21 protein-coding genes are annotated in these 24,736 nt (G+C 40.7%); 2 read left to right on the forward strand and 19 right to left on the reverse strand.

Annotated elements, in window-relative coordinates; genetic code table 11:
* Window positions 1-2 precede the first annotated feature (2 nt).
* The 19 genes from accA to GARC_RS14090 all read right to left on the reverse strand — a co-directional run bounded on the left by accA (window position 3) and on the right by GARC_RS14090 (window position 20,839).
* On the reverse strand, window positions 3-959 hold the full coding sequence (gene accA, locus GARC_RS14000; protein ID WP_007621208.1) for an acetyl-CoA carboxylase carboxyl transferase subunit alpha: 957 nt from the start codon (window positions 957-959) through the stop codon (window positions 3-5).
* 63 nt (window positions 960-1,022) lie between these two features.
* Complete coding sequence (dnaE, locus tag GARC_RS14005; protein WP_007621209.1) at window positions 1,023-4,508, reverse strand: DNA polymerase III subunit alpha; 3,486 nt, start codon at window positions 4,506-4,508, stop codon at window positions 1,023-1,025.
* Complete coding sequence (gene rnhB / locus GARC_RS14010; protein WP_007621210.1) at window positions 4,509-5,120, reverse strand: ribonuclease HII; 612 nt, start codon at window positions 5,118-5,120, stop codon at window positions 4,509-4,511.
* On the reverse strand, window positions 5,117-6,277 hold the full coding sequence (gene lpxB, locus GARC_RS14015) for a lipid-A-disaccharide synthase (RefSeq protein ID WP_007621211.1): 1,161 nt from the start codon (window positions 6,275-6,277) through the stop codon (window positions 5,117-5,119). Before lpxB ends, rnhB begins: the two co-directional genes overlap by 4 nt.
* A 3-nt stretch (window positions 6,278-6,280) precedes the next feature.
* Window positions 6,281-7,048, reverse strand: coding sequence for an acyl-ACP--UDP-N-acetylglucosamine O-acyltransferase (lpxA, locus tag GARC_RS14020; RefSeq protein WP_007621213.1), 768 nt, complete (start codon window positions 7,046-7,048; stop codon window positions 6,281-6,283).
* Between the two features lie 3 nt (window positions 7,049-7,051).
* On the reverse strand, window positions 7,052-7,498 hold the full coding sequence (gene fabZ / locus GARC_RS14025) for a 3-hydroxyacyl-ACP dehydratase FabZ (protein WP_007621214.1): 447 nt from the start codon (window positions 7,496-7,498) through the stop codon (window positions 7,052-7,054).
* A 39-nt stretch (window positions 7,499-7,537) separates the two neighbouring features.
* Complete coding sequence (lpxD, locus tag GARC_RS14030) at window positions 7,538-8,584, reverse strand: UDP-3-O-(3-hydroxymyristoyl)glucosamine N-acyltransferase (RefSeq protein ID WP_039989670.1); 1,047 nt, start codon at window positions 8,582-8,584, stop codon at window positions 7,538-7,540.
* Between the two features lie 17 nt (window positions 8,585-8,601).
* Entirely contained in the window at window positions 8,602-9,117 is a 516-nt protein-coding gene (locus tag GARC_RS14035; protein ID WP_007621216.1) for an OmpH family outer membrane protein, read from the reverse strand.
* 51 nt (window positions 9,118-9,168) lie between these two features.
* A complete protein-coding gene (bamA, locus tag GARC_RS14040) occupies window positions 9,169-11,646 on the reverse strand; it encodes an outer membrane protein assembly factor BamA (protein WP_007621217.1) in 2,478 nt (825 codons plus the stop codon).
* Between the two features lie 63 nt (window positions 11,647-11,709).
* Window positions 11,710-13,059, reverse strand: a complete 1,350-nt coding sequence (gene rseP, locus GARC_RS14045) for a sigma E protease regulator RseP (protein WP_007621219.1) — start codon at window positions 13,057-13,059, stop codon at window positions 11,710-11,712.
* Complete coding sequence (ispC, locus tag GARC_RS14050) at window positions 13,056-14,264, reverse strand: 1-deoxy-D-xylulose-5-phosphate reductoisomerase (RefSeq protein WP_039989689.1); 1,209 nt, start codon at window positions 14,262-14,264, stop codon at window positions 13,056-13,058. The genes rseP and ispC overlap by 4 nt, the downstream gene beginning before the upstream one ends.
* 38 nt (window positions 14,265-14,302) lie before the next feature.
* Window positions 14,303-15,166, reverse strand: a complete 864-nt coding sequence (locus GARC_RS14055; RefSeq protein WP_007621229.1) for a phosphatidate cytidylyltransferase — start codon at window positions 15,164-15,166, stop codon at window positions 14,303-14,305.
* 40 nt (window positions 15,167-15,206) lie between these two features.
* Entirely contained in the window at window positions 15,207-15,947 is a 741-nt protein-coding gene (gene uppS, locus GARC_RS14060; protein ID WP_007621231.1) for a polyprenyl diphosphate synthase, read from the reverse strand.
* A gap of 18 nt (window positions 15,948-15,965) precedes the next feature.
* Window positions 15,966-16,523: a ribosome recycling factor gene (gene frr, locus GARC_RS14065; protein WP_007621233.1), complete on the reverse strand. Its 558-nt coding sequence runs from the start codon at window positions 16,521-16,523 to the stop codon at window positions 15,966-15,968.
* Window positions 16,524-16,544: 21 nt separating this feature from the next.
* Window positions 16,545-17,285 carry a UMP kinase gene (pyrH, locus tag GARC_RS14070; RefSeq protein ID WP_007621235.1) on the reverse strand — a complete coding sequence of 247 codons (741 nt, stop codon included), beginning with the start codon at window positions 17,283-17,285 and terminating at the stop codon, window positions 16,545-16,547.
* 231 nt (window positions 17,286-17,516) lie between these two features.
* A complete protein-coding gene (gene tsf / locus GARC_RS14075) occupies window positions 17,517-18,389 on the reverse strand; it encodes a translation elongation factor Ts (RefSeq protein WP_007621237.1) in 873 nt (290 codons plus the stop codon).
* Between the two features lie 172 nt (window positions 18,390-18,561).
* Window positions 18,562-19,293, reverse strand: coding sequence for a 30S ribosomal protein S2 (gene rpsB / locus GARC_RS14080; protein WP_007621239.1), 732 nt, complete (start codon window positions 19,291-19,293; stop codon window positions 18,562-18,564).
* A 424-nt stretch (window positions 19,294-19,717) separates the two neighbouring features.
* A complete protein-coding gene (locus GARC_RS14085) occupies window positions 19,718-20,260 on the reverse strand; it encodes a redoxin domain-containing protein (RefSeq protein WP_007621242.1) in 543 nt (180 codons plus the stop codon).
* 147 nt (window positions 20,261-20,407) lie between these two features.
* On the reverse strand, window positions 20,408-20,839 hold the full coding sequence (locus GARC_RS14090; RefSeq protein WP_007621244.1) for a hemerythrin domain-containing protein: 432 nt from the start codon (window positions 20,837-20,839) through the stop codon (window positions 20,408-20,410).
* Between the two features lie 306 nt (window positions 20,840-21,145).
* Between GARC_RS14090 and map the strand changes: the two genes are divergently transcribed.
* Complete coding sequence (gene map / locus GARC_RS14095; RefSeq protein ID WP_007621246.1) at window positions 21,146-21,937, forward strand: type I methionyl aminopeptidase; 792 nt, start codon at window positions 21,146-21,148, stop codon at window positions 21,935-21,937.
* 140 nt (window positions 21,938-22,077) lie between these two features.
* Entirely contained in the window at window positions 22,078-24,693 is a 2,616-nt protein-coding gene (gene glnD, locus GARC_RS14100) for a [protein-PII] uridylyltransferase (protein WP_007621251.1), read from the forward strand.
* Window positions 24,694-24,736: the final 43 nt, after the last annotated feature.

Raw genomic sequence — 24,736 nt, forward strand, 5'->3', positions numbered from 1 at the left:
ATTTAACAATAACCAAAAGACATCAATCGTTCATAACGTTGCGCTAACAATTCTTCAGTAGATAAACTAGTAAGCTGTGCTAATTGCTGTTTAAGCGTAGCCTTTAAATTAGCCGCCATACCGTCATGATCTCTGTGGGCGCCACCTAAGGGTTCACTCACAATCTGGTTGATCAATCCTAATTCTTTAATTTTCCCAGCACTAACACCCATAGCTTCAGCAGCTTGTGGCGCTTTATCGGCGCTTTTCCACAAAATAGAAGCACAACCTTCTGGTGAAATAACCGAGTAAGTGCTGTATTGCAGCATATTCACTCTGTCGCCTACACCAATTGCCAATGCACCACCTGAACCACCTTCGCCAATCACAGTACAAATGATAGGCACCTTTAAGCCCGACATCACTTTAAGATTACGCGCGATAGCTTCACTTTGACCACGCTCTTCTGCGCCCACGCCTGGATAGGCACCTGGGGTATCGATAAAAGTAATGATCGGTAAGTTGAAACGTTCAGCCATTTCCATTAGACGTAGGGCTTTACGATAACCTTCAGGTTTAGGCATACCAAAATTACGCTTAATTTTTTCTTTGGTATCACGGCCTTTTTGATGACCAATAATCATCACTGGCTGCCCATCAATTTTAGCCAAACCGCCCACTATGGCTTTATCGTCTGCAAAAGCACGATCACCTGCTAGCTCATCAAACTCAGTGCAGATTCGCTCGACATAGTCATAGGTATAAGGCCGCATTGGATGACGGGCTAGTTGGCAAACTTGCCAAGCGCCTAGATCGGCAAAAATTTTGCGGCTTAATTCGGCACTTTTCTCTCGAAGTTTAGTGATCTCTTCTTCGATATTGACATCGAATTCTCCCCCTTGATTGACTAGCCTTAACTCTTCAATCTTCGCTTCTAATTCGGCGATAGGTTTTTCGAATTCTAAAAAATTTACACTCATTGAACACCTAATAATAATTGTTTACAGCTTTTCGGCTTTTACATTCTCGCTTGTATAAACGAGTTAGTGAAATTCTAAGTCAACCTGAGGTTTCCCTAACAGCTGTTGTAAGTCATATAGTAACTCATCTTGGGGAGTAACATACCACTGCGCGCCCAAGGTTAAATCTACTTTTGCGTCTGGATGCACATAATGTACCTGAACTGGGCAACTTCCACCTTGATAAGGCTGTAAAATTGTTTGCAGTTTAGCTATTGTTGAGGGATTACACCAGCTTGATTCTAAATGCACCTGTAAACCCTTGGCATTTTTTTCACGGGCTTGGACTAAGTCCATAGCATCACGAGCCGACATTGTATTGCCGCCAGAGAACTCATCAAAGCTGACCTGTCCACTTATCACTAATATTTTGTCTTCTTGCAGCAATTCTTCGTATTGCTCAAGCATATCAGGAAAAAACCTGACATCCAGTCTAGCGCTTTTATCATCGAGTGTTACCAACGCCCAACGACGACCTCGTTTGTTGGTCATCACTCTAACACCTAATACTAACCCCACTGCAAAAGCGGTTTGGTCTCTATTAGTTGGTTTAAGGTCAACTAAGCGGCAAGGCGCATAATGTTTGATTTCACTAAGGTACTGATTAATCGGATGCCCGGTAAGATATAGGCCTAAGGTGGTTTTTTCACCATCTAACCAGACTTTCTCAGGCCAAGGCGGTACATCAGCAAAGGCCTGTTGTACTTGCTCTGGCTCAGTGGTCAACAAACCAAACATATCTGATTGTCCCGACGTCTTATCCTTAGCATGTTGACCAGCGGCCGCTAAAGCATCAGGTAATGAAGTCATTAATGACGCTCGATGTGGACCCAAATTATCTAATGCACCTGCCAACACTAATTTTTCTAAGATGCGCTTATTAATTCGTTTAAGGTCAATTTTGGCACAAAAATCAAATAAATCTCTGAACTTGCCAGTTTCACCCCGAGCTTCAATAATCGCTTCTATAGGGCCTTCACCGACACCTTTGATTGCACCAATGCCGTAAACAATGCGCCCTTCTTCATCAACAGTAAACTTATGGCTCCCGGCATTAACATCGGGAGGCAAGATGGTTATGCCCATGCGGTTACATTCATCAACCAAAGTCACAATTTTGTCTGAGTTATCCATATCTGCAGACATAACAGCGGCCATAAACTCAGCGGGATAATGGGTCTTTAACCATAACGTTTGATAAGACACCAAAGCGTAAGCGGCGGAGTGTGATTTGTTAAAACCATAACCCGCAAATTTTTCTACTAGATCAAAAATTTTGATCGCAAGAGTAGGATCAATACCGTTTTCTTTGGCTCCAGTCTCAAATGACTCCCGCTGTTTCTCCATTTCCTCGAGGTTTTTCTTACCCATAGCTCGGCGTAATAAATCGGCACCACCTAAGCTATAACCAGACATCACCTGAGCAATCTGCATAACCTGCTCTTGATACAAAATAATGCCATAGGTGGGTTCTAAAATTTCTTTTAAACACTCGTGCTGATATTCAGCGTCAGGGTATGAAACGGCTTCACGTCCATGTTTACGGTCGATAAAGTTATCAACCATGCCTGATTGTAATGGGCCGGGTCTGAAAAGTGCTACCAGTGCGATAATATCTTCAAAGCTGTCTGGTTTGAGGCGTTTAATTAACTCTTTCATACCACGGGATTCAAGCTGGAAAACCGCAGTGGTTTCTGCATTTTGCAGAACCCTAAAACATTTTGGGTCAATCAACGGGATAGACGCGATATCTACATCAATGCCCTTGCCCGATTTGATCATATCAATCGCCCACTGAATAATAGTCAGTGTACGTAGCCCCAAGAAATCAAATTTAACTAAACCTGCGGTCTCAACGTCGTTTTTATCGAATTGAGTGACCGGGTTTTTACCTTCATCATCACAATAAAGCGGAGCAAAATCAGTAATCACTGTTGGCGCAATCACCACACCACCGGCATGTTTACCGGCGTTACGGGTGCAACCTTCTAGAATTCGACACATGTCGATAAGTTCTTTGACGTCTTCGTCTTGATTGTATAATTCAGGTAAACGAGGTTCTTCAACAAAAGCTTTTTCTAGGGTCATGCCCGGAGTGGGCGGAATAAGTTTGGAAATACGATCAACAAAGCCATACGGATGACCTAAAACTCGCCCTACATCTCGCACCACGGCTTTTGCCGCCATAGTACCAAAGGTAATAATTTGCGATACCGCATCACGGCCATACATTTCGGCCACGTGATCAATAACCTCATCACGTCTATCCATACAAAAATCGACATCGAAATCCGGCATAGATACCCGTTCAGGGTTCAAGAATCGTTCGAATAACAAATCATATTCAAGAGGATCAAGATCGGTGATATCCAATGCATAAGCCACCAGTGAACCGGCACCAGACCCACGGCCCGGACCAACAGGAATATTATTGTCCTTACTCCACTGAATAAACTCCATTACGATCAAGAAATAACCAGGGAAACCCATTTGGTTTATTACTTTAAGCTCGATCTCTAAGCGCTCATCATATTCAGGGCGTTTTGCTATACGCACTTGCTCATCTGGGAACAGAAACGCTAAGCGTCTTTCTAGCCCCTCCTCAGATACCTTGACCAAAAAGTCTTTGATATCCATGCCGTCAGTGGGGAAGTCAGGTAGGAAGTAAGTACCTAGTTGTACTGTGGCATTGCAGCGTTTGGCAATTTCTACTGTATTTTGTATGGCTTCAGGGATGTCAGAGAATATCTCTACCATTTCTTCAGCTGTGCGTAAGTATTGCTGTTCGGAGTATTCTTTAGGTCTGCGGGGATCGTTTAATGTAAAACCATCATGGATAGCCACACGAATTTCGTGTGCATCAAAATATTGTCTGTCCACAAAACACACTTCGTTTGTGGCCACCACTGGCAAGTCGAACTGTTGTGCCCAATCTACCGCCCGATGAATATAGTCTTCTTCACCGGCTCTTCCGGTTCGGGTCAATTCCAAATAAAAGCGATTTTCAAAATGTTGTTGATAAAACTGAGTGATATTCTGAGCAATATCCATATTACCTTTAGTCAGCATCATGCCTAAATCGCCTGATTTACCTCCTGATAATATAATCACGCCTTCGGTGTGTTCGACTAACCAATCTCTGTCGATCACGGCTCTGTCTTTAATACTGCCCCGCAAATACGCTTTGGAAACCAACAGAGTAATATTTTTGTAGCCTTTGTTGTCCATTGCTAACAAAGTAAGGCGGAACAAAGCACCTTCTAATTCGTCGCTTTGCACCCAAAAATCCACGCCGATAATAGGCTTGATACCATTAGCATGAGCCTGACGGTAAAACTTAACTAAACCACACATATTCATCTGGTCAGTAATAGCCACCGCAGGCATACCAAGCTTTTTAACATGGGCGATAAGTGGTTTGACCTTATTCAGCCCATCCAACATCGAATAATCACTATGCACACGTAAATGTACAAAGTTAACTTCTGTTTGCGGTAATTGTTCTGTCATTTAAGAGCCTGCTAACTGGCCGTCGCGCATAACAAGGGACTGCTGCACCGGCTTAAAACTCATTCGATATTGAGGTAATGGTCCAAGCTCGGCGAGCTTAGCTAGATGATAGGCCGTGGGATAACCTTTATGTTTGGCAAAACCGTACTCTGGGTATTGCTCATCCAAAACTAACATTTCTTTATCTCGCGTTACTTTTGCAATAATAGAGGCTGCCGATATTTCGGCAATTAAACCATCACCTTTAATTATGGCTTCACTTGAATAATCCCATTTTGGACAACGATTACCATCAACCATTACATGAGTCGGCTGGATCGACAAACCTTGCACCGCACGGGTCATGGCAAGCATTGTGGCATGCAAAATATTGAGTTCATCAATTTCTTGCGGGCTGGCGCGGCCAATTGACCAAGCTAAAGCATATTGTTTAATTTCGGCAGCTAAAATATCACGTTTCTTTTCAGATAATTTCTTCGAATCGGCCAGCCCCGCAATTTTATGTTGTGGATCAAGGATAACGGCCGCGGTTACTACGTCGCCCACTAGTGGTCCTCGCCCTACTTCATCCACTCCAGCCAATAGCTGACTCGTGGCTGTTAATTGGCTCATGGCTGTTGCTCAATCAAATTAGCCACAGCGCTGGCAGACTGGACGTCAGCATCTTTTTTAAGTGATTGGTGCAAGGATTCGAATTTAGTAATTAATGCTTGTTGCGCATCGTCATTTTGTATAGTTAACATTGGTAATAATAATTCACTAATTGTTTCTGGCGTCACGTCGTTTTGTAATAACTCAGGGATCAACTTTTCACCGGCTAACACATTAGGCAAAGCAAAATATTTGGCTTTATATAACCACCTCATCAGTTGATAAGTTAAACCGCTAAGTTTATAGGCGGTGACCATATTTTTCTTACATAACATGGCTTCTAGGGTAGCTGTCCCAGAAGCAAGTAACACCGCGTCAGAAGCGATCATTACTTCTCTGGCATGACCGATAACAACCTGAATATTCAAATCCGGTTTGTGTGTCTGAATATACTCATCTACCTGTGCTTTACGCTGACGGTTTATAACGGGAATTAACACTTTCAGTTGTTTTACATCTGGCTTTAATAACAAGCAAGATTGTATAAACACATCGAGTAAAGTATCAACTTCACGTTTCCGACTACCTGGTAACAAGGCTAAAATAATTTCATTTTCTTTAAGTTTTAATGCGTGACGCGCTTTTTGTTGGTCGGGTTTGATCGCAATGTCATCAGCCATGGTATGTCCCACAAATTCACATGGGATGTGATGTTTGTCATACACTTGCTTTTCAAAGGGAAAAATACTTAATACTAGGTTAGTGGCTTTAGCTATCTTAAAAATACGTTTTTCACGCCATGCCCATACAGTTGGACTGACATATTGCACCGTTTTAATACCCTGTTCTTTAAGTTTTAATGCTAGCCCTAAATTAAAGTCAGGGGCATCTACACCTATAAACACATCGGGAGGATTAGCCAAAAAGTGATGTAACATAGACTTACGAACAAACATCAGTCTGCGGATCCGCGATAAGACCTCGACTAATCCCATCACTGACAATTCTTCCATTTCAAATAAACTTTGACAGCCTTGAGCCTGCATTTTCGGCCCAGCTATGCCTTCAAAAATAGCATTTGGATAACGTTTTTTAAGTTGTTTGATAAGGCCCGCTGCAAGAATGTCGCCTGAGGCTTCGCCAGCCACAATGCCTACCCTTAATATTTTGTCGCTCATGATTTAGCGTATGATGCCTCGTGAGGAGTTGGCAACAAAGTCAGCCAATTGCTTTACTTCTTGGTTATCGCCTGCAAATTCCTTTAATTTCTCAACGGCTTCTATTGCTCTATTGCCGTTACGATACAAGATTTTGTAACTTCGTTTGATCTGCATAATGGTCTCATTATCAAAACCGCGACGGCGTAAACCTTCAGAATTGATACCACGAGGCACACTATCGTTACCTAACATAACAAAAGGCGGTACGTCTGCTAAGACAATTGCGCCACCACCGATAAAACTATGGTCGCCAATATGGCAAAATTGATGGGCAGCGGTCAAACCGCCCATTATAACCCAATTTCCAATACGCACATGCCCAGCAAGAGTTGCTCCGGTTGCTAGTATGCTATTATCACCAATAACACAATCATGGGCAACGTGCACAAAACACATCAGTAGGTTATTAGATCCAATTTTGGTAACGCCTTTATCTTGAACCGTACCACGATGAATAGTCACTGACTCACGGATGATATTGTTATCACCCATAATCAATTCAGTCGGCTCACCAGCATATTTTTTATCCTGACAATCTTCGCCAACAGAAGCAAATTGATAAATATGATTACCTTTGCCCATGGTAGTTTTTCCCTTCACTACCACATGAGATTCAAGCACGGTGTTATCACCAATGCTGACATCAGCGCCAATAAGACAAAAGGCGCCAACTGAAACGTTTGTACCCAGTTTAACAGAGGGGTGAATGATGGCAGTAGAATGGATCACCAGTTATAATTTCCTCATGGCACACATAAATTCGGCTTCACATGCGGATTTTCCATCAACGCTGGCCACCCCATGAAACTTCCAAATCCCACGACGTTCTTTAATTAATACTACTTCCATATCCATACGGTCGCCAGGCACGACAGGCATTTTAAAACGCGCTTTGTCGATTCCTGCATAAAGATACAAATCGTCAGAGTTACCAGCCGTTTTAAAACCTAATACACCAGCAACCTGGGCTAAGGCTTCAAGGATCATAACCCCCGGGAAAATGGGCTTACCAGGGAAATGCCCAGTAAAACAAGGTTCATTAAAAGTGATATTTTTATAAGCGGATATAGACTCATTGAGAGTGTAATCTGTCACTCTATCGACTAACAAGAATGGATAACGATGGGGAAGTAAATCCATGATATCTTCTATTTCAAGAGTGTTTACTGTATTAGACAAAGGGTGTTCTCCTAAACTAACCAGTCGGTAGCTAATTCACTACTGCTGCTGGTTTTTTTCCAATGTTTTGACGCGTTGATTAAGGCTAGTAATATTTCGCAATGCTACCATATTTTTGCGCCAATCTCTGTTGGCTTCAGCGGGTATACCAGACGAATATACGCCTGGTTCTGAAATACTTTTAGTGACCATACTCATGCCTGTAAAAATCACATTATCGCATATGTTAATGTGACCATTAATACCGACTAAACCAGCCATGCTACAATTTTTGCCAATAACTGAACTGCCGGCAATCACAGAACATGCCGCCATTGCAGTATTTTCACCTATTTCAACGTTATGGGCAATTTGGCATTGATTGTCAATGATCACTCCATCAGCCAAAATAGTATTGTCTAACGCACCACGATCTATTGTAGTGCTAGCGCCTATTTCGACTCTGTTGCCAATGACAACACTGCCAAGCTGAGGGATCTTAATCCAGCGGCCATTTTCGTTGGCATAGCCAAAACCATCACTACCGATAACAGTATTAGATTGAACTAAGCAATCCGTACCCATTATCACGTCATGATAAATAGTGACATTAGCCCATAATTTTGTATTTGCACCTAACTGAGCGCTTTTACCAATAAAACATCCAGCACCAATAATGACATTATCACCAAGTATCACACCTGATTCAATAACAGCATTTGCTCCAATTTTAACATCTTTCCCCAATGTAACATTTTCGCCAATAACCGCATGAGGTGATATCTCGTGTGCGGGTTCTGGAGTGGTGTCGAGTAGTTGTGCCGCTTTGGCAAACCCAACATATGGGTTACTCATAACAAGGGCAGAACAAGGGCAATGGGATAATTCGTCTGGATGTAAAATAACGGCTTGCGCCATCGTTAGTTGAAGTTGGCTACGATACTTTTTATTCGACAAAAATGAAAGCTGACCGTTGCCAGCTTTGATTAAGGTAGATAAACCACTAATGAGTGTATCTTGAGTATCAGTGCCGGCTAGATGCAGCTCGGCGCCGATGCTTTGGGCCAATTGAATTAGACTTATTGCGTGACTCAAAACACCTCCCATATGACAACTAAAGCAATTTATTTGGTTTTAGCAATTTGCTCAAGAACCAGTTTAGAAATGTCACTGTCTGGATTAATAAAAGCCACTGCATTGGCATTTAATATGACATCGTATTTTTCTTTTGCCGCTACGACATCGATACCTTGTTTAATCAAACCTAACAATTTGTTTTGTTCTTCTTTTAAACGATTTTGAATTTCTTGTTGTAACGGTTGAGCTTTGGATGTGTATTCGTCACGTAAAGCGAGAATTTTTCCTTCAAGTTCAGTTTTTTCTTTGGTGCTCATAGTGGCAGCATCACGCTGATTTTTTTCAAGATAATATTTGATATCTTTTTCTAAACGGCTGACTTCTTCAGTTTTATCTTTATATTCTGCAGCGATGGTCTCTTGAATACTCGCAGCTTGAGGCATAGCCTGAAAAATACCCTGTACATTCACAGCACCAATTTTTTGTTCCGCAAATACCGCTGAACTAGCCATAGCAGTAGTTAATAATGCACCTGCAATTAAACTTTTAGTAAACTTTTTCAAAAGGAACTCCTAATTCTTATTGTTCTAAGGCTGGTTTTTACCAACCAAAAATTAAAATGTTTGACCAATGTTGAAAGTGAAAAATTTAGAATCATCACCTTCTCTGTCTTGTATAACTCTAGAGAAACTAAACACCATTGGTCCCATTGGTGATAACCATTGTACAGAAACTCCACCCGATGCTCTATAGAGAGAAGGGTCACTATAATCAATTAATGCATCATTACTGTAGGTGTTATTCACATTCAAGTCTTTATAGCGGTTAAAATCAAACTCAGTGTCCCATACATTACCGGCATCGATAAATAAACTGGTTCGTACAGAGTTATCAAAATCAACATCAACAAAAGGTGTAGGTACAATTAACTCAACTCCACCTAGGATCATCGCGTTACCACCTAATGAGCGCGTAGAGATTGAAATTGAATCGTTAGCATTATTCCCTAAAACCGGGATGCCATTGGGATCAGTAACCACTAATGATGGCGTCACCTGCAAACCACGAGGCCCTACAGTATTGTTTTCAAAGCCTCTAAGAGAATCTGAACCACCTGCGGTAAAATGTTGTGTGAAAGGCAATATTTGGTCAAGACCATCTGCATCACTATAACCATTACCATAACCCATTTTTAACCTAGCTAAGAAAGACCAGCGCTGATTACGCGACAAGGGGAAATACCACTTGCCGTCTATCTCAGTCTTGAAGTAGTTCACGTCTGAGTTAGGTGTAGTGATACCAAATGATGCGCGCTGTGATGAACCTGCAGTTGGGAACACACCGCGGTTAAGCGTAGAGCGTGACCAAGCAACAGAAGCCAAGAAGCTATCATAGTTAATCGCAGCATCTGGATTATTCTCATCAACAAACTGGTTATTAAAACGGGTGGTTTGTACATAAGGTTGATTCTGGAATAGTTCTACAGTGCTGTAAGTTAAACCAAAATTAATTCGATTAAATTGATCTATGGGGTAACCAATATTACTGCCAATCGAAAACTGCTTACTATTGTATTGAATGAGGTTAGCCGAACTACCGTCAAATTCACTATAAGATACTGAACCACCTAAGCTGATGCCATCTATGGTGAAATAAGGGTCGGTATAAGATAACTGCACACTCTTTTGATATGAAACAGTACTCACATTAAAGGCAATACGTTTACCTGTACCCAAAAAGTTATCTTGCTGAATTCCAGCTTGTAAACTTAGCTTAGTGCGATCGCCATAACCTATACCAGCATTAAAGGCACCAGAAGGCTGCTCCTTAACAGTGAAATTCACATCGACTTTATCTTCTTCGCCTGGCAGACGAACCGTTTCAAAGTCTACATTTTCCATATAAGTTAAACGAGAAAGACTATTTTTAGATTGTTCTAACGTAGCATTAGATAACCATGACCCTTCCATTTGAGACACAGATTGGCGAAGCACTTCATCAGCCGTACCAATATTTCCAGCAAAATTAATCCGTCTAACATAGATACGTTTACCAGGATCAACCGACAAGACTAACTTCACTGTTTTGTCTTCTTCGTTGATATCAGGAATAGTGGTGACAGTAGGATAAGCATAGCCATAACGGCCTAAGTACTTACTAATAAATTCTTCGGTGTAAGTGACTGTAGATTGGTTATACAACTCGCCTTTGGTCAATGGAAGCACCAGTTTGATATAGTCTTCGTACCCCAACAAGTCACCAATAAGCTCTACTTCAGAGATAGTATATTTTTCACCCTCTGCAACGTTTAAAGTGATATATATACCCGATTTATCAGGTGTCATAGACACTTGGGTAGAATCGATATTAAAACGTAAATAGCCACGGTCTTTGTAATAGCTAGTAATAGTTTCCATATCACCCGTCAAGGTTTGTTTTTGATAGCGGGTTTCTGATAAAAAGTCCCACCAAGGTGTATCAAATTTTAATTCAACTTGTTCTAACAACTCAAAATCACTATAGGTGTCATTTCCAACTACGTTAATTTGTTGAATTTTAGCTGAGTCACCTTCTTCGAATAACAATTTAACATCAACCCGATTTCTAGGTAGAGGAGTAATAATTGCGGTAACGTCGGCATTATACTTACCTATGCTATAAAAAAAGTCTTTTAAGCCATTTTCAATAGAAGTCAGCACGGTTTTATCTAACGGCTCCCCAACTATAATATTGGCGTCATTTAGACTTTCTTGTAACTGCTCATCTTTAATATCGTCATTATCTTCAAAAACAATATTACTGATAGTTGGTCTTTCAGTGACCCTTACCAGAAGTGTATTGCCATCACGAAATATTTTAATATTTTCAAAGTGAGTGGAGGAATACATTGACCGAATAAGCTGTGAAATCCGAAAGCTATTCATCTCATCGCCGACAGTAACAGGCAAATAAGTCAAAGCCGCTCCCAAGGCAACGCGCTGCAGACCTTCAACTTTGATATCACGAACGACAAAATCACTGCTTGGGGCTGCTTTTGCGAAGCTAGCAATGGATAAAATCAATCCTGCAACAACTAACTGTTTAAACTTCATTTATTAATATTCTTCCTAAACGCACAATATATGTGATGTCATAGTCACATCGACTGATAAAAATTATAAACGCGCAATATCATTTACTATCGCGATACTCATTAATAGCAGTAGCAAAACACCACCAATTTTAAATCCTACTTCTTGCACTGATTCTGGAACAGGCCGCCCACTTAAAAGCTCTATAAAGTAATAGAGTAAGTGCCCACCATCAAGCACAGGCAGAGGTAAAAGGTTAATTATGCCCAAATTAACGCTAATTAACGCTAAAAAGCCTAAAAAATACACTAAACCTAAGCTTGCACTTGTACCAGCACCTTGAGCAATCGCAATAGGACCACTCAAGTTTTTCACCGATACATCACCTGTAATCAATTTACCAAGCATCTCAATACTTAGAGTCATCAATCGCCATGTTTTGTCCATTGCCTTGGAAATAGCTTTTACTAATCCATATTGATGAACAAACACCACACCCTCAGGCCAAGGTTCAAGGGTAGGAGTAAACCCCATATATCCCTTTGTTTTTTGTCCTTCAGTCTTACTACCAATGGTGCCATTTAAATTAATAATCTGCTCATTTCTAAGCACATCAACTTCAACTGACTGATTGGGTCTTGTAGAAACATAACCCACTATTTGTTCCCAATTTTGCATACTAGTTCCATCTATACTGACAATTTTGTCATTTGTCTGAAACCCAATACGCTGCGCTGCGGAGCCTTCTTCTACGGAGCCCAATACATTAAGCACTTTCGGACGATACGGGATGAGTCCCAAACTCGCAAAAACTGAGGTTTTATCTGGATCAAATTTCCATTGGCTTATGTTAATTGTGGCTGATCGTTCATAGGTATTTTTTTCGTCTGTCCATTTAACAAGCATCTCATCATGGCCAATAAACGACATCAACTCATAAGCCACATCTTCCCAGTCGACCACTTTACGTGAGCCTACTTGTGTCAAAATAGCGTTTTTCGGTATCTGGCTTTGGCTAAAAATACTATCAGGTTCAATACTACCAACTAATGGCTTAATAGTTTGTAAACCGATTGAATACATGACAAATAACGCAAAAATCGCGAACAGAAAATTCACCCCAGGCCCTGCAGCAATAATAGCAATACGTTTTAACACATGTTGTCGATTAAACGCATAAGGCAAGTCTTGCTCAGAAACTTCGTCGACTCTCTCATCGAGCATTTTTACATAGCCACCCAGTGGAATAGCCGCTATGACATATTCAGTGCCGAGCTTATCGGTTCTGCGCCATAAAGCTTTGCCAAAACCAATAGAAAATCGCTCGACTTTAACTCCACATCTGCGAGCAACCCAAAAGTGGCCCCATTCATGTACCGCAACTAAAATACCTAATGCAACAATAAAAGAAACAACACTAATAAGAAAACTCATGAGCCGACCTTCTGCAAAGAAGGCTGACTCAGCTTATCAATAATACTCATGCTTAGCCTACGAGCAGATTTATCACTTTCAAGTATCGCTTCAATAGTGCCTAGTTTGTGCGCCGATGTTTGCTGCAAACATTCGTCATTCACTTGTGCAATTTGCATAAAACCAATTTGGCCCTGTAAAAATGCTTGCACTGCTACTTCGTTTGCTGCATTAAGTGTAGTTGTAGCGTATTGCCCGGCGTCACTTGCTTGCATGGCAAGTACCAGATTGGGATAACGGTCAACTTCAGGCTCAGTAAAACTAAAATTTGCCAATTGTTTAAAATCTAAAGGAGAGACACCGGATTCGATTCTTTCAGGAAAGGCCAAGGCATGAGCGATAGGTGTGCGCATGTCGGGGTTACCCATTTGCGCCAACACTGAACCATCAAGATATTGCACCATAGAATGAATAATACTTTGCGGGTGTAACACAACTTCAATATCAGCTGCTTCAAGCCCAAATAACCACCTAGCTTCAATAAATTCTAAGCCTTTGTTCATCATAGTTGCTGAATCAACTGATATTTTACGGCCCATATCCCAGTTTGGATGGGCACAGGCTTGGTCTGGCGTGACATGATGTAATTCATTCAGAGCGGTGTTTAAAAATGGTCCACCTGAACCAGTCAAAAGAATTTTGCTGATCCCTGAAGAACACAAATCTCCATATTTAAAATCAGTGGGTAAACATTGAAAAATAGCATTGTGTTCACTGTCTATTGGCAGCACTTGAGCGTTATACTGATTCGCAGCTTGAATAAATAAATCACCAGACATGACTAAGGATTCTTTGTTCGCCAAGAGTACCTTTTTACCAGCTTTTACCGCCGCTAAAGTAGGCAACAATCCCGCTGCACCCACTATTGCCGCCATCACCACATCTACCTCTGGGGCACTAGCTACTTGTACTAAGGCCTCATGTCCGGCTAATACTTCGCATCTGAGTTGCTGCTCTGAGAATATTTTTTTAGCTTGTTTAAATTGTGTAGGATCGGCAATCACCACATATTCAGGGGAACATAATTGGGCTTGCTGCAATAACAACTCTATATTGTTGTTAGCCGTTAACGCAAACACACTAAATAATTCAGGATGCCTAGTTATTACGTCTATAGTGCTTTTACCAATCGAACCTGTTGCACCTAAAATGCTAATTTTTTGCACTTTTTGCGCTTTTTGTGTTTTTTGTATTGCGGCTTGCATTACGCCATCCACATGACATAACAAAATGCAAAAACAGGGAAGGCCGCGGTTAAGCTGTCAATTCTATCCATAATACCGCCATGCCCAGGCAGTAAGGTTCCGCTATCTTTTATGCCCGCACAGCGTTTAAACATACTTTCATTTAAATCACCTAATGCAGACACACCTACAGTTAAAGCACCTACTAATATGTGCAACCAGATACGCGATGGATCAACTTGATAATGCAAGGCCGCAAAAGCAATAATGGCAGAAGAGGCAAAAACCCCACCCATCAAACCTTCAAGCGTTTTACCAGGTGAAACTTCAGGACGTAATTTGTGTTTACCAAATTTCACCCCAACAAAAAACGCACCTATATCGGCAGCCCAAACAATGCCCAGCACATAAAAAATAAGGGATGCACCGTAGTATGGATCTATATCAAATAAACTTGTTCGAAGCGTGACAACTGCCACCCAAGTAGGGATGAGTGTTAAAAAACCGAATATCCCGCGGAGTATTTTGCTGGTGTACCACACAGAAGTGTAATTAGGATAGGCAATAATCATCGCCAGTGACACTACCCACCATATGGCGGCCACAGAAAGAATATAAGTATATAAGCTATTCAACTGACCTTGATACCAAATCAAATCTGTAGGCAACATGATTGACAGTATTAGACAAATTGCAACGACAAGAGCAGCATAGGCGCTTTTGGTATAAGTCCGAGTCATACCAGACATGCTTGACCATTCCCAAGCACCTAATCCCATCACTACTGCGATCATTATTTGAAAGCTAAATAGCGGTAAATATAAAATGGCAAACAATGCCAAAGGGGCAAGAATAAGCGCAGTGATAATACGTTGTTTTAACACAATCGCCTCTTTAATTTATTATTTCTGATTAGGTGCATCATTAACTTACCTGCTCTGAAATTTTACCAAAACGTCTTTGCCGCTCAGTAAAATCATCTACTGCAACTTGAAAGGCGACTTCATCAAAATCTGGCCAAAAAACGTCTGAAAAATACAGTTCTGCATACGCAATTTGCCATAACAAAAAATTACTAATTCTTTGTTCACCACCAGTGCGGATCAATAAATCCACTGGGGGTAAGTCTGCTGCGCAGGTGTGACGTGTAAATGTATCTTCGTTAATATCAGCTACAAGCAGTTGACCAGCTTGCACTTGCATAATTAGCTCTTTAGCCGCATTAACTATATCCCAACGACCACCATAGTTAGCAGCAATATTCAAAACCAAACTGTCGTTTTTTTCAGTCAGAGTCTCAGCTTCGTGGATCCTACTCACTAACTTACTATCGAAGCGACTGGTATCACCTATAATATTAAGCCTAACATTATTCTTATGCAGTTTTTTAACTTCACTGCCAAGTACCATCTTAAACAGTTCCATTAGCACCCCAACCTCTTCAGTTGGCCGGTTCCAATTTTCACTACTAAAAGCAAATAACGTCAGGACTTTCACCCCGTTTTTTAAGGCATAGGATACTGAAGCTCTCACGGCTTTAACTCCAGCTTTATGGCCGAAGGTGCGAATTTTGCCCTTTTTCTTAGCCCAGCGTCCGTTGCCATCCATAATGATAGCAACATGCTGTGGCATGGTTTTGTCGACTAATTGTTCAGATGAAATCATTTATCAGATATAACTCAATCACACTTCCATCAAGTCTTTTTCTTTTGCGACTAAAATCTCGTCAACTTCTTTAACAAAAGCATCAGTTAATTTTTGCACATCATCTTCGCCACGACGGCTATCATCTTCACTGATTTCTTTTTCTTTCAGCAATTCTTTAATATCACTATTTGCATCACGACGGATATTACGTATCGCCACTTTGCCTTGTTCAGCTTCAGCGCGCACAACACGGATTAAATCTTTACGACGGTCTTCTGTCAAAGCAGGCATAGGTATACGCATGACAGAACCGGCACTCATAGGATTAAGTCCTAAGTCTGATTGCATAATGGCCTTTTCAACCGCTTTAGCAGAGCTTTTATCAAACACCGTTAATGCTAACGTACGCGAATCTTCGGCGATAATATTGGCTAACTGTTTAAGAGGTGTGTCGGTACCATAATAAGGCACCATAATGCTATCTAATAAACTAGGATGGGCGCGTCCGGTACGAATTTTTGAAAGCTGGCCCTTTAATACACTGATACTTTTTTCCATGCGCTGACGCGCATCAACATTAATTTCGTCAATCACGATAGTTTTCCTATTTCTACTTTATTTTATTTCTTCAGGATGACAGATCAACGTTCCTACATCCTCACCCATTACAACCGCTCTCATACAGCCAGGTTTATTCATATTAAACACACGAATAGGAACATTATGATCACGAGCGAGGGTAAAGGCTGCCAAATCCATTACTTTTAATTCTTTGTCTAGCACTTCAGCATAAGACAATACTTTGAACAATTTTGCTTCTGGGTTTTTAGCTGGGTCATCGTCATATACACCATCTACTTTGGTGCCTTTTAACACCGCATCCGCCTCAATTTCAATGCCCCGTAAACAGGCCGCTGAGTCAGTGGTAAAAAACGGATTCCCGGTACCCGCAGAAAAAATCACTACGCGCCCAGATTTTAGTAAACTGATGGCTTCTGCCCAATTGTAATTGTCGCACACACCATTTAATGGAATAGCAGACATCAAACGGGCGTTAACAAATGCCCGGTGCAATGCATCACGCATAGCAAGACCGTTCATAACTGTAGCCAACATTCCCATATGGTCACCGACCACACGATTCATACCGGCCTTTGCCAAACCTTCTCCGCGGAAAAGGTTGCCACCACCAATAACCAAACCCACTTCAACACCCAACTCAACTATTTCTTTAATTTCTTGAGCCATGCGTTCTAAGACTTTAGGATCGATGCCGAAGCCCTCATCCCCCATTAGCGCTTCACCACTTAGTTTTAACAATATTCTTCGATAAGCGGACTTAGGTGCGATACTCATAGATTGGTATTTCCTTAAAGTGAAAAAAGGCGGCGATGATAAAGGGCCCGTAAGCCAATTTTACATATGCCTGTGTTGTCTCGACATCACAGTTTCAAAACAACAGAGGCATATATTCCATATCAATTCAAAATACCCGTTTCAGTCATTTTGAGCTAACATGGGTATATAATAAAAAGCACCTCAATTTGAGGTGCCAGTATTATACCCAAACAACTTTAAAAGGCATTTTTATTTTTTAACGGCTGCCATTTGTGCAGCAACTTCAGCAGCAAAGTCTTCTTCTTTTTTCTCAATGCCTTCACCTACTTCAAAACGCACGAAGTTAATCACGTCGGCACCTTTTGATTTAAGCAAGTCAGCAACTAGCATAGAAGGATCTTTTACAAAAGGTTGACCCGTTAAGCTGATTTCGCCAGTGAATTTTTTCATACGACCCGAAACCATTTTTTCTGCTATTTCAGCTGGCTTACCAGATTGAAGTGCGATATCAAGTTGAATTTCTTTTTCTTTAGCAACCACTTCAGCAGGTACTTGTTCAGGCTTCACAAATTGTGGATTTGAAGCGGCAATATGCATAGCAATATCTTTAGCCAATTCTTCATCACCACCTTGTAGAATAGCGATAACGCCGATACGTGCGCTGTGCACGTATGCACCAAGGTTGTCACCTTCAACAGAGATAACACGACGTGGGCTGATATTTTCACCAATTTTTGCAACTAAAGTGTCACGTAAATCACTGATTTTAACGCCATCAACTTCTGTGTTATTTAGTGTATCCATGTCATTAATTTTATTCGCAAATGCGACTTCAATTAACTGTTGACCGAACTTGACAAAACCATCATCGCGGGCAACAAAATCAGTTTCACTATTCACTTCCATCATAGTTGCAACACCGTTAGCAACTTTAGTCAAAATCACACCTTCAGCAGCAATACGACCTGCTTTTTTGGCGGCTTTCGCTTGACCATTTTTACGCATATTTTCAATTGCTAGCTCAATGTCGCCATCGGTTTCAACCAAGGCTTTTTTACAATCAAGCATACCGGCGGCTGTACGCTCGCGCAATTCTTTAACTAGGGCTGCAGTCACTGCCATTATCGTTTCCTCATCAAAATAATTTGCTCGATTTATTTAAATAAATCACATGAAATTAAAGATTTAAAAACAGGGGCGACGGCCCCTGTTTAATTTATTCGTGCATAGGTAACAAGATACTCGCTACCTAATGATACTCGTAACCTAATAGTGTCGTTTTTTGCTAGACTGATTACTCAGCAGCTTCTACGAACTCACCTTTTTCAGCTTGCGCTTCTAGGTTTTGATCACGACCCGCGATAACAGCATCAGCTGCAGCGTTCAAATAAAGTTGAACGGCACGAATAGCATCATCGTTACCTGGTACGATATAATCAACACCATCTGGGTTTGAGTTAGTATCAACAATTGAAACAACTGGGATACCTAAGTTGCCAGCTTCAGTGATAGCGATATGTTCATGGTCAGCATCAACAACGAACAACACGTCTGGTAAACCACCCATGTTTTTAATTCCACCAAGACTAGTTTCAAGCTTAGTCATTTCACGAGTAAGCATTAACACTTCTTTTTTGGTCAATTTTTCAAACGTACCGTCTTGGCTTTGTTGCTCAAGCTCTTTTAAACGTTTGATTGACTGACGAACTGTTTTCCAGTTTGTTAACATACCGCCTAACCAGCGTTTGTTAACATAGAATTGGTCACATTTGTCTGCGGCGTCTTTCACTGCATCACTAGCTGCTCGCTTAGTTCCAACAAAAAGGATTTTTCCTTTCTTAGAAGCTATGCCGCCAACAAAGTTAAGTGCTTCGTTGAACATAGGAACAGTTTTTTCAAGATTGATGATATGAACTTTATTACGTGAGCCGAAAATGAAAGGTTTCATTTTTGGGTTCCAGTAACGAGTTTGGTGTCCAAAGTGTACGCCTGCCTGAAGCATGTCGCGCATAGATACATTTGCCATTATAAAGATTCCTCAATATGGGGTTAGGCCTCCATACATCCCAGTTCTCGATCCACTCAGAATAATTCTTTGCAGACACCCCGAAAAATGTGTCGATGTATGTGTGATATTTAAGCTAATTTACTTAGCAACTTCGCGATAATTACTTGGGGCTCTCACCCTCATTAATTTCAGCGGTGCGCTTTATAGCATGGGGGCAGTTTGTATTCAAGTAAAGTCTAGCTAAATAGGTTGAATATCAACAAGCTGGGTGTAATTTTGAACGATTCGCAGAAAATACTCGGTATAGCTAGAATTGACTGTAACATCGGTTATGGATTTTTGTTATCCACGCAAATTCGATTAATTTTGGAAGGTAAGTCTGTTAGATACTTTTAAAATGAACACAGAAAAATAAAGGCGAGTCAATTGACTCGCCTTACAACTAATATCCGTGAGTACCACGAATTGGGTAGTTATTCTCAATTACATATTTCATTCCTGAAACAAATTGCTCAATGTTAGGGCGAATAAAAGGCGCGTTTGCAATCTCAACTATGCTCATTTCGCCACTTGAATTAACTAAAAATAAGCCTGGCTCTGCAAAAAGATGATCGGTTTCAGAATCACTCGTGGGCTCTGAAATGTAAAGTCCCAGTCTTTTCATATCCTCTACTTGAAGTTCAAGAAGGATCGGAAAGCTGGTGTTTAATCCTTTCACCTTAAATTGCTGCAACTGTGATTTATTGTCTGCAGATACTGCCACAACATCAATATCTAAGGCCTCGAAACGACTAGTAAACAGTTCTAATTCATTTAAGTAGTTTAAACATATAGGGCAGTGTTGCCCTCTGTAAACAATAACCAAGGTCCGCCTTGCCTTTGCCACCTGAGATTCAACATCGACCAAAGAAATAAGTCGTCCATCCTCTGTTGCCACTTGAATCTGTGGGAATATATCGCCTGCTTTTACCTTTACATTTTGCATCTAATCTCCTATCAACTGCTTTTGTTATGACCTCACATTATCGCTCGATCACATTGTCGCTATAAATTTCAACGACATAATTCGTCGTCTATTGTTTATCCCCGTTTCATTCTATGGTTTGTGAATTTTTCACAACGGCGCTACAAACTATATGGGTTGCATTTCTTTCTCATAATCATCGGCCAATTCAACTTTTTGTTTGTTGTCTAATACTTTGTCTGCGTGCTTAAAAAACTCATTTTCTTCTTCAGCTAAATGATGAAGAACAAGTTTTTGCAACGACTTCATATGATGTAACCAAGCCGATGAACTCATATCCGTCTCTTCTAGTTTTTCCACTAACTCTTCAATCTCGTGATGTTCTGCTATTCCATGCCTAGAATCATCAATAGTTTTGTCTGATTCCATCAAAGGAGAATAAAAACACCTTTCTTCAGCTACGGCATGTTGGCTTAATTGATCCTTCAATTCTGAAAAATATTCTTTGCGATTTTCAGTTTCACCAGACGTTTCGACCAAAATTTTCATTAATAATCTCTGTTTTTCGTGATCTTTTCGAATTGCTTGAAAAATTTCCATACATACTCCTGTTAAATTTATTATTCCTACTCAACTAAGCCAGCATCGTGCCAAAGCACTAACATACTGTTTCTATTGACTATTTATATATATATAAGGATTAACGATCTAGTGCTAACAGTTGTGATATGAAAAAAATACACGTTAAAAGTAGAAACTTCACACCAACAGCGGTTGAGAACAGCGAGTAAACTCAATAGGCATTTTCATTTGTCTCTGGCAGAAATCATTCAGCTCTGGCGGGATAGAGCACGAAAAGATACAATAGTAACTAATAAACGAATTGTATTAAGTAGGAATAAAGCATTGCCCGCCACAATTAAAACTTCAGCTGAAATAGAAAAAATGCGTGTCGCTGGACGTCTCGCCGCAGATGTCTTACAAATGATCGGTGAATATGTCAAAAAAGGCGTAACCACTAATGAGTTAGATCAGATTTGTCACGACTACATTGTTAACGTGCAAAAGTGTATCCCAGCTCCTCTTAATTACGGTAGCCCGCCATTTCCGAAATCTATATGTACTTCAGTTAACCATGTCATTTGTCATGGTATTCCAGCTGACAAACAACTCAAAGATGGTGACTCAGTTAATATTGATGTAACTGTTATTAAAGATGGATATCACGGCGATACATCAAAAATGTTTGTAGTTGGGAAACCCTCTATATTGGCCGAGAGACTAATCAGAGTGACACAAGAGTGTTTGTATAAAGGCATTAAAATGGTCAAGCCAGGTGTTCGCCTAGGTGATATTGGTCATGTTATTCAGCAATATGCTGAAAGTCATAATTATACAATTGTCCGTGAATATTGCGGCCATGGAATAGGGGCGAATTTTCATGAAGAGCCTCAAGTAGTGCATTATGGAAAACCCAACACCGGCGAAACCCTTGAAGAAGGTATGTGTTTTACTATTGAGCCTATGGTCAATGCAGGTAAACGTTATTCAAAAGTATTACCTGATAAATGGACAGTAGTCACCAAAGACAGAAGTTTAAGCGCCCAGTGGGAACACACCTTGTTAGTCACGGCAAATGGTGTCGAAATTTTAACCTTACGAGACGATGAAGAAATCGACCGCATCATTAACCATTAACCCAACAGTGGGCTAGCCAAAATCAATCAAACCTTATGATAAATAAATATTGCTAGCGATAAATAGTTATTTGTCATAAACCTTGATCCACGTAATTTGTATCTATGGATCAGGCCACCACTCCATTAAAGGTATTTACATTGTCTCTACAAAGCTTACTTAGCCAAATAAAATTGATTAACAGTACAGATAATATTGCGGCCTATAAAACAATAGTTGCCAACAGCTTCGAGTGGCTCGATAGTGAATTAGGTACTGGAGAAGTAACAGGTCTGGTGGTAGGAAGAGCGACATTTGTGGATGCGTTGCTCAGGCACATTTGGCAGCTAATGGGTTTACATAACGAACAACATTTAGCCTTAGTAGCTGTAGGTGGTTACGGTCGTGGGCAACTACAACCTTACTCTGATATTGACTTATTACTACTGAGTAAAAAGTCATTATCGAAAGAACAACAAGAACGAATTAGCCAGTTTATTACTCTGTTATGGGATATTGGACTCGACGTTGGGCAATCAGTTCGCACCATCAAAGAAACGTTTCAACTGGCGAAACAAGACGTCACCATAGCAACAAACTTAGTTGAAGCACGTTTATTAAACGGCTGTCAGGCAACCTTTGAAGGCTTGCAAGACAAACTGAGTTCTCGCGGATATTGGAGCAGTAAAGACTTTTTCCTAGCAAAATATCAAGAACAAAAACAACGCCATAGAAAATTCAAAGATGAGTCCTATAACCTAGAGCCCAACGTGAAAGAAAGCCCTGGTTGCCTGCGTGATATCCAATCTATTGGCTGGGTGGCAAAGAAACATTTTAACGCTACGGATGGTAAGGATTTATTAGAGCATGGTTACTTTAATCAACAAGAATTTGACGAATTAATAGAATGTCGTGAAACCCTTTGGCGCATTAGGTTTGCCTTACACATAGTGTCTGGGCGCAACGAAAACCGCTTGCTGTTTGACTATCAAACTGATGTAGCCGCACGATTAGGTTACGGCAACGACGGGAAAACGGCTGTAGAAAAAATGATGAAGATTTTTTTCAGAACGGTCAGACGTATTAGTGAACTGAACAACATGTTAATGCAGCGTTTTAGCCAAGACGTATTAAGTCTAAAGGTTAAACAACAAACCAAGATCAATGGCGATTTTGAACTACTCGACGGCTACATTGCCCCTACTAATGAGAATGTATTTACATCTCCCGAAGCCATTTTACAATTTCTTCTACTGATCGCAGACACTCCTGAGATACAAGACTTACACTCAAGTTGTCTACGACAATTACGCTTGGCAAGAAGAGTATTTCGTAATCAATATTATGTAGAGCGAGCTAAATGCCGTGAGCTATTTTTACAATTAGTCAAACACCCTAACTTTTTCGCATTAGGTTGGGATGTTATGCACAAACATGGCGTTTTACAGGCCTACATCCCACAATGGGATAACATAGTAGGCATGATGCAATTTGATTTATTCCATGCCTATACAGTGGACGAACATACTCATAGACTAGTAAAGAATATCTATCATTATGCGCAACCAGAAAACAAAGAATTTCCCCGTTGTGGCAATATAGTAAAAAATCTTGATAAACCAGAACTGCTATATATTGCTGCGATTTATCACGATATCGGCAAAGGCCGCAATGGTGACCATTCCAAGCTAGGTGCAGTGGATGTAGAAGAATTTTGTGGTCACCATGGTATCAATGCCAAAGATACAGAACTGATTAGGTGGTTAGTAGAAAGTCATTTGTTAATGTCTGTAATCGCCCAAAGACGAGATATTTACGATCCCACAGTAATCAACGAGTTTGCTCAATCAGTACGTACTCACAACAATTTAAACCACTTGTATGTATTAACTTTGGCAGATATCAGGGCAACCAACGACAATCTTTGGAACGATTGGAAAGCCACATTGTTAAGAGAGTTATATTTACTCACACAAAAAGCCTTAGATAATGGTTTGGAGTGTAAAGTTGCCTTGCAAGACCGAGTTAGCGAACATCAAGCCAAAGCACTGGCCTCGATGCTCGATAACGGCATGAACGAGACTCAAATAACCCAGTTTTGGCAACGCTTAAGTGATGACTATTTTGCTCGTTTCAAACCGGCGCAAATCGCATGGCATGCCAACCTGATCCTAGCTGCTCACCCTATGACCGACGACTTTTTGCTAGTTGGCACTAGTGCTAATACATCTAAATCGGGTGCAGAGCTTATTGTATACGGTAAAGACAAACCTATGATGTTTGCTCAAATTGCCTCAGTGTTGGACAGCCGAAATTGCTCCATCCACGACGCACAAGTGATGCGAACACAGGATGGCTATATGTTTGATAGTTTTATTATTTTTGAACATAACGGCGATAGGATCACCTCTACATCACGTTTAGATAGCCTACGAGAGGCGGTAGAAACACAGTTAAACAAACCTGGTGAGAAGCATGTAAATAGACGAAAAATGTCTCGGCAAATGAAACAATTGGATGTGACAACTAAGGTTAGATTTTATGCTAGCCAAACCAATGTCACTTTGGTTGAGCTTGAAGCATTAGATGCACCTGGACTGCTGGCTAATATCAGCGAACAATTTATTGCCTTAAATTTCAAGTTACACCAAGCAAAAATATCAACCATTGGTGAACGAGCCGAAGATTTGTTTATTATTAGTAACGAGCATGACCAACCACTGACGCAAGATGAACAAGTGTTATTGAAAAAACGACTCAGTGAGGCCTTGGATTAATGTTTTGATTGGTGTTTTTTTACTTAAGGTGACCGTTGCTTAG

The organism is Paraglaciecola arctica BSs20135 (assembly GCF_000314995.1).
GTDB classification, from domain to species: domain Bacteria; phylum Pseudomonadota; class Gammaproteobacteria; order Enterobacterales; family Alteromonadaceae; genus Paraglaciecola; species Paraglaciecola arctica.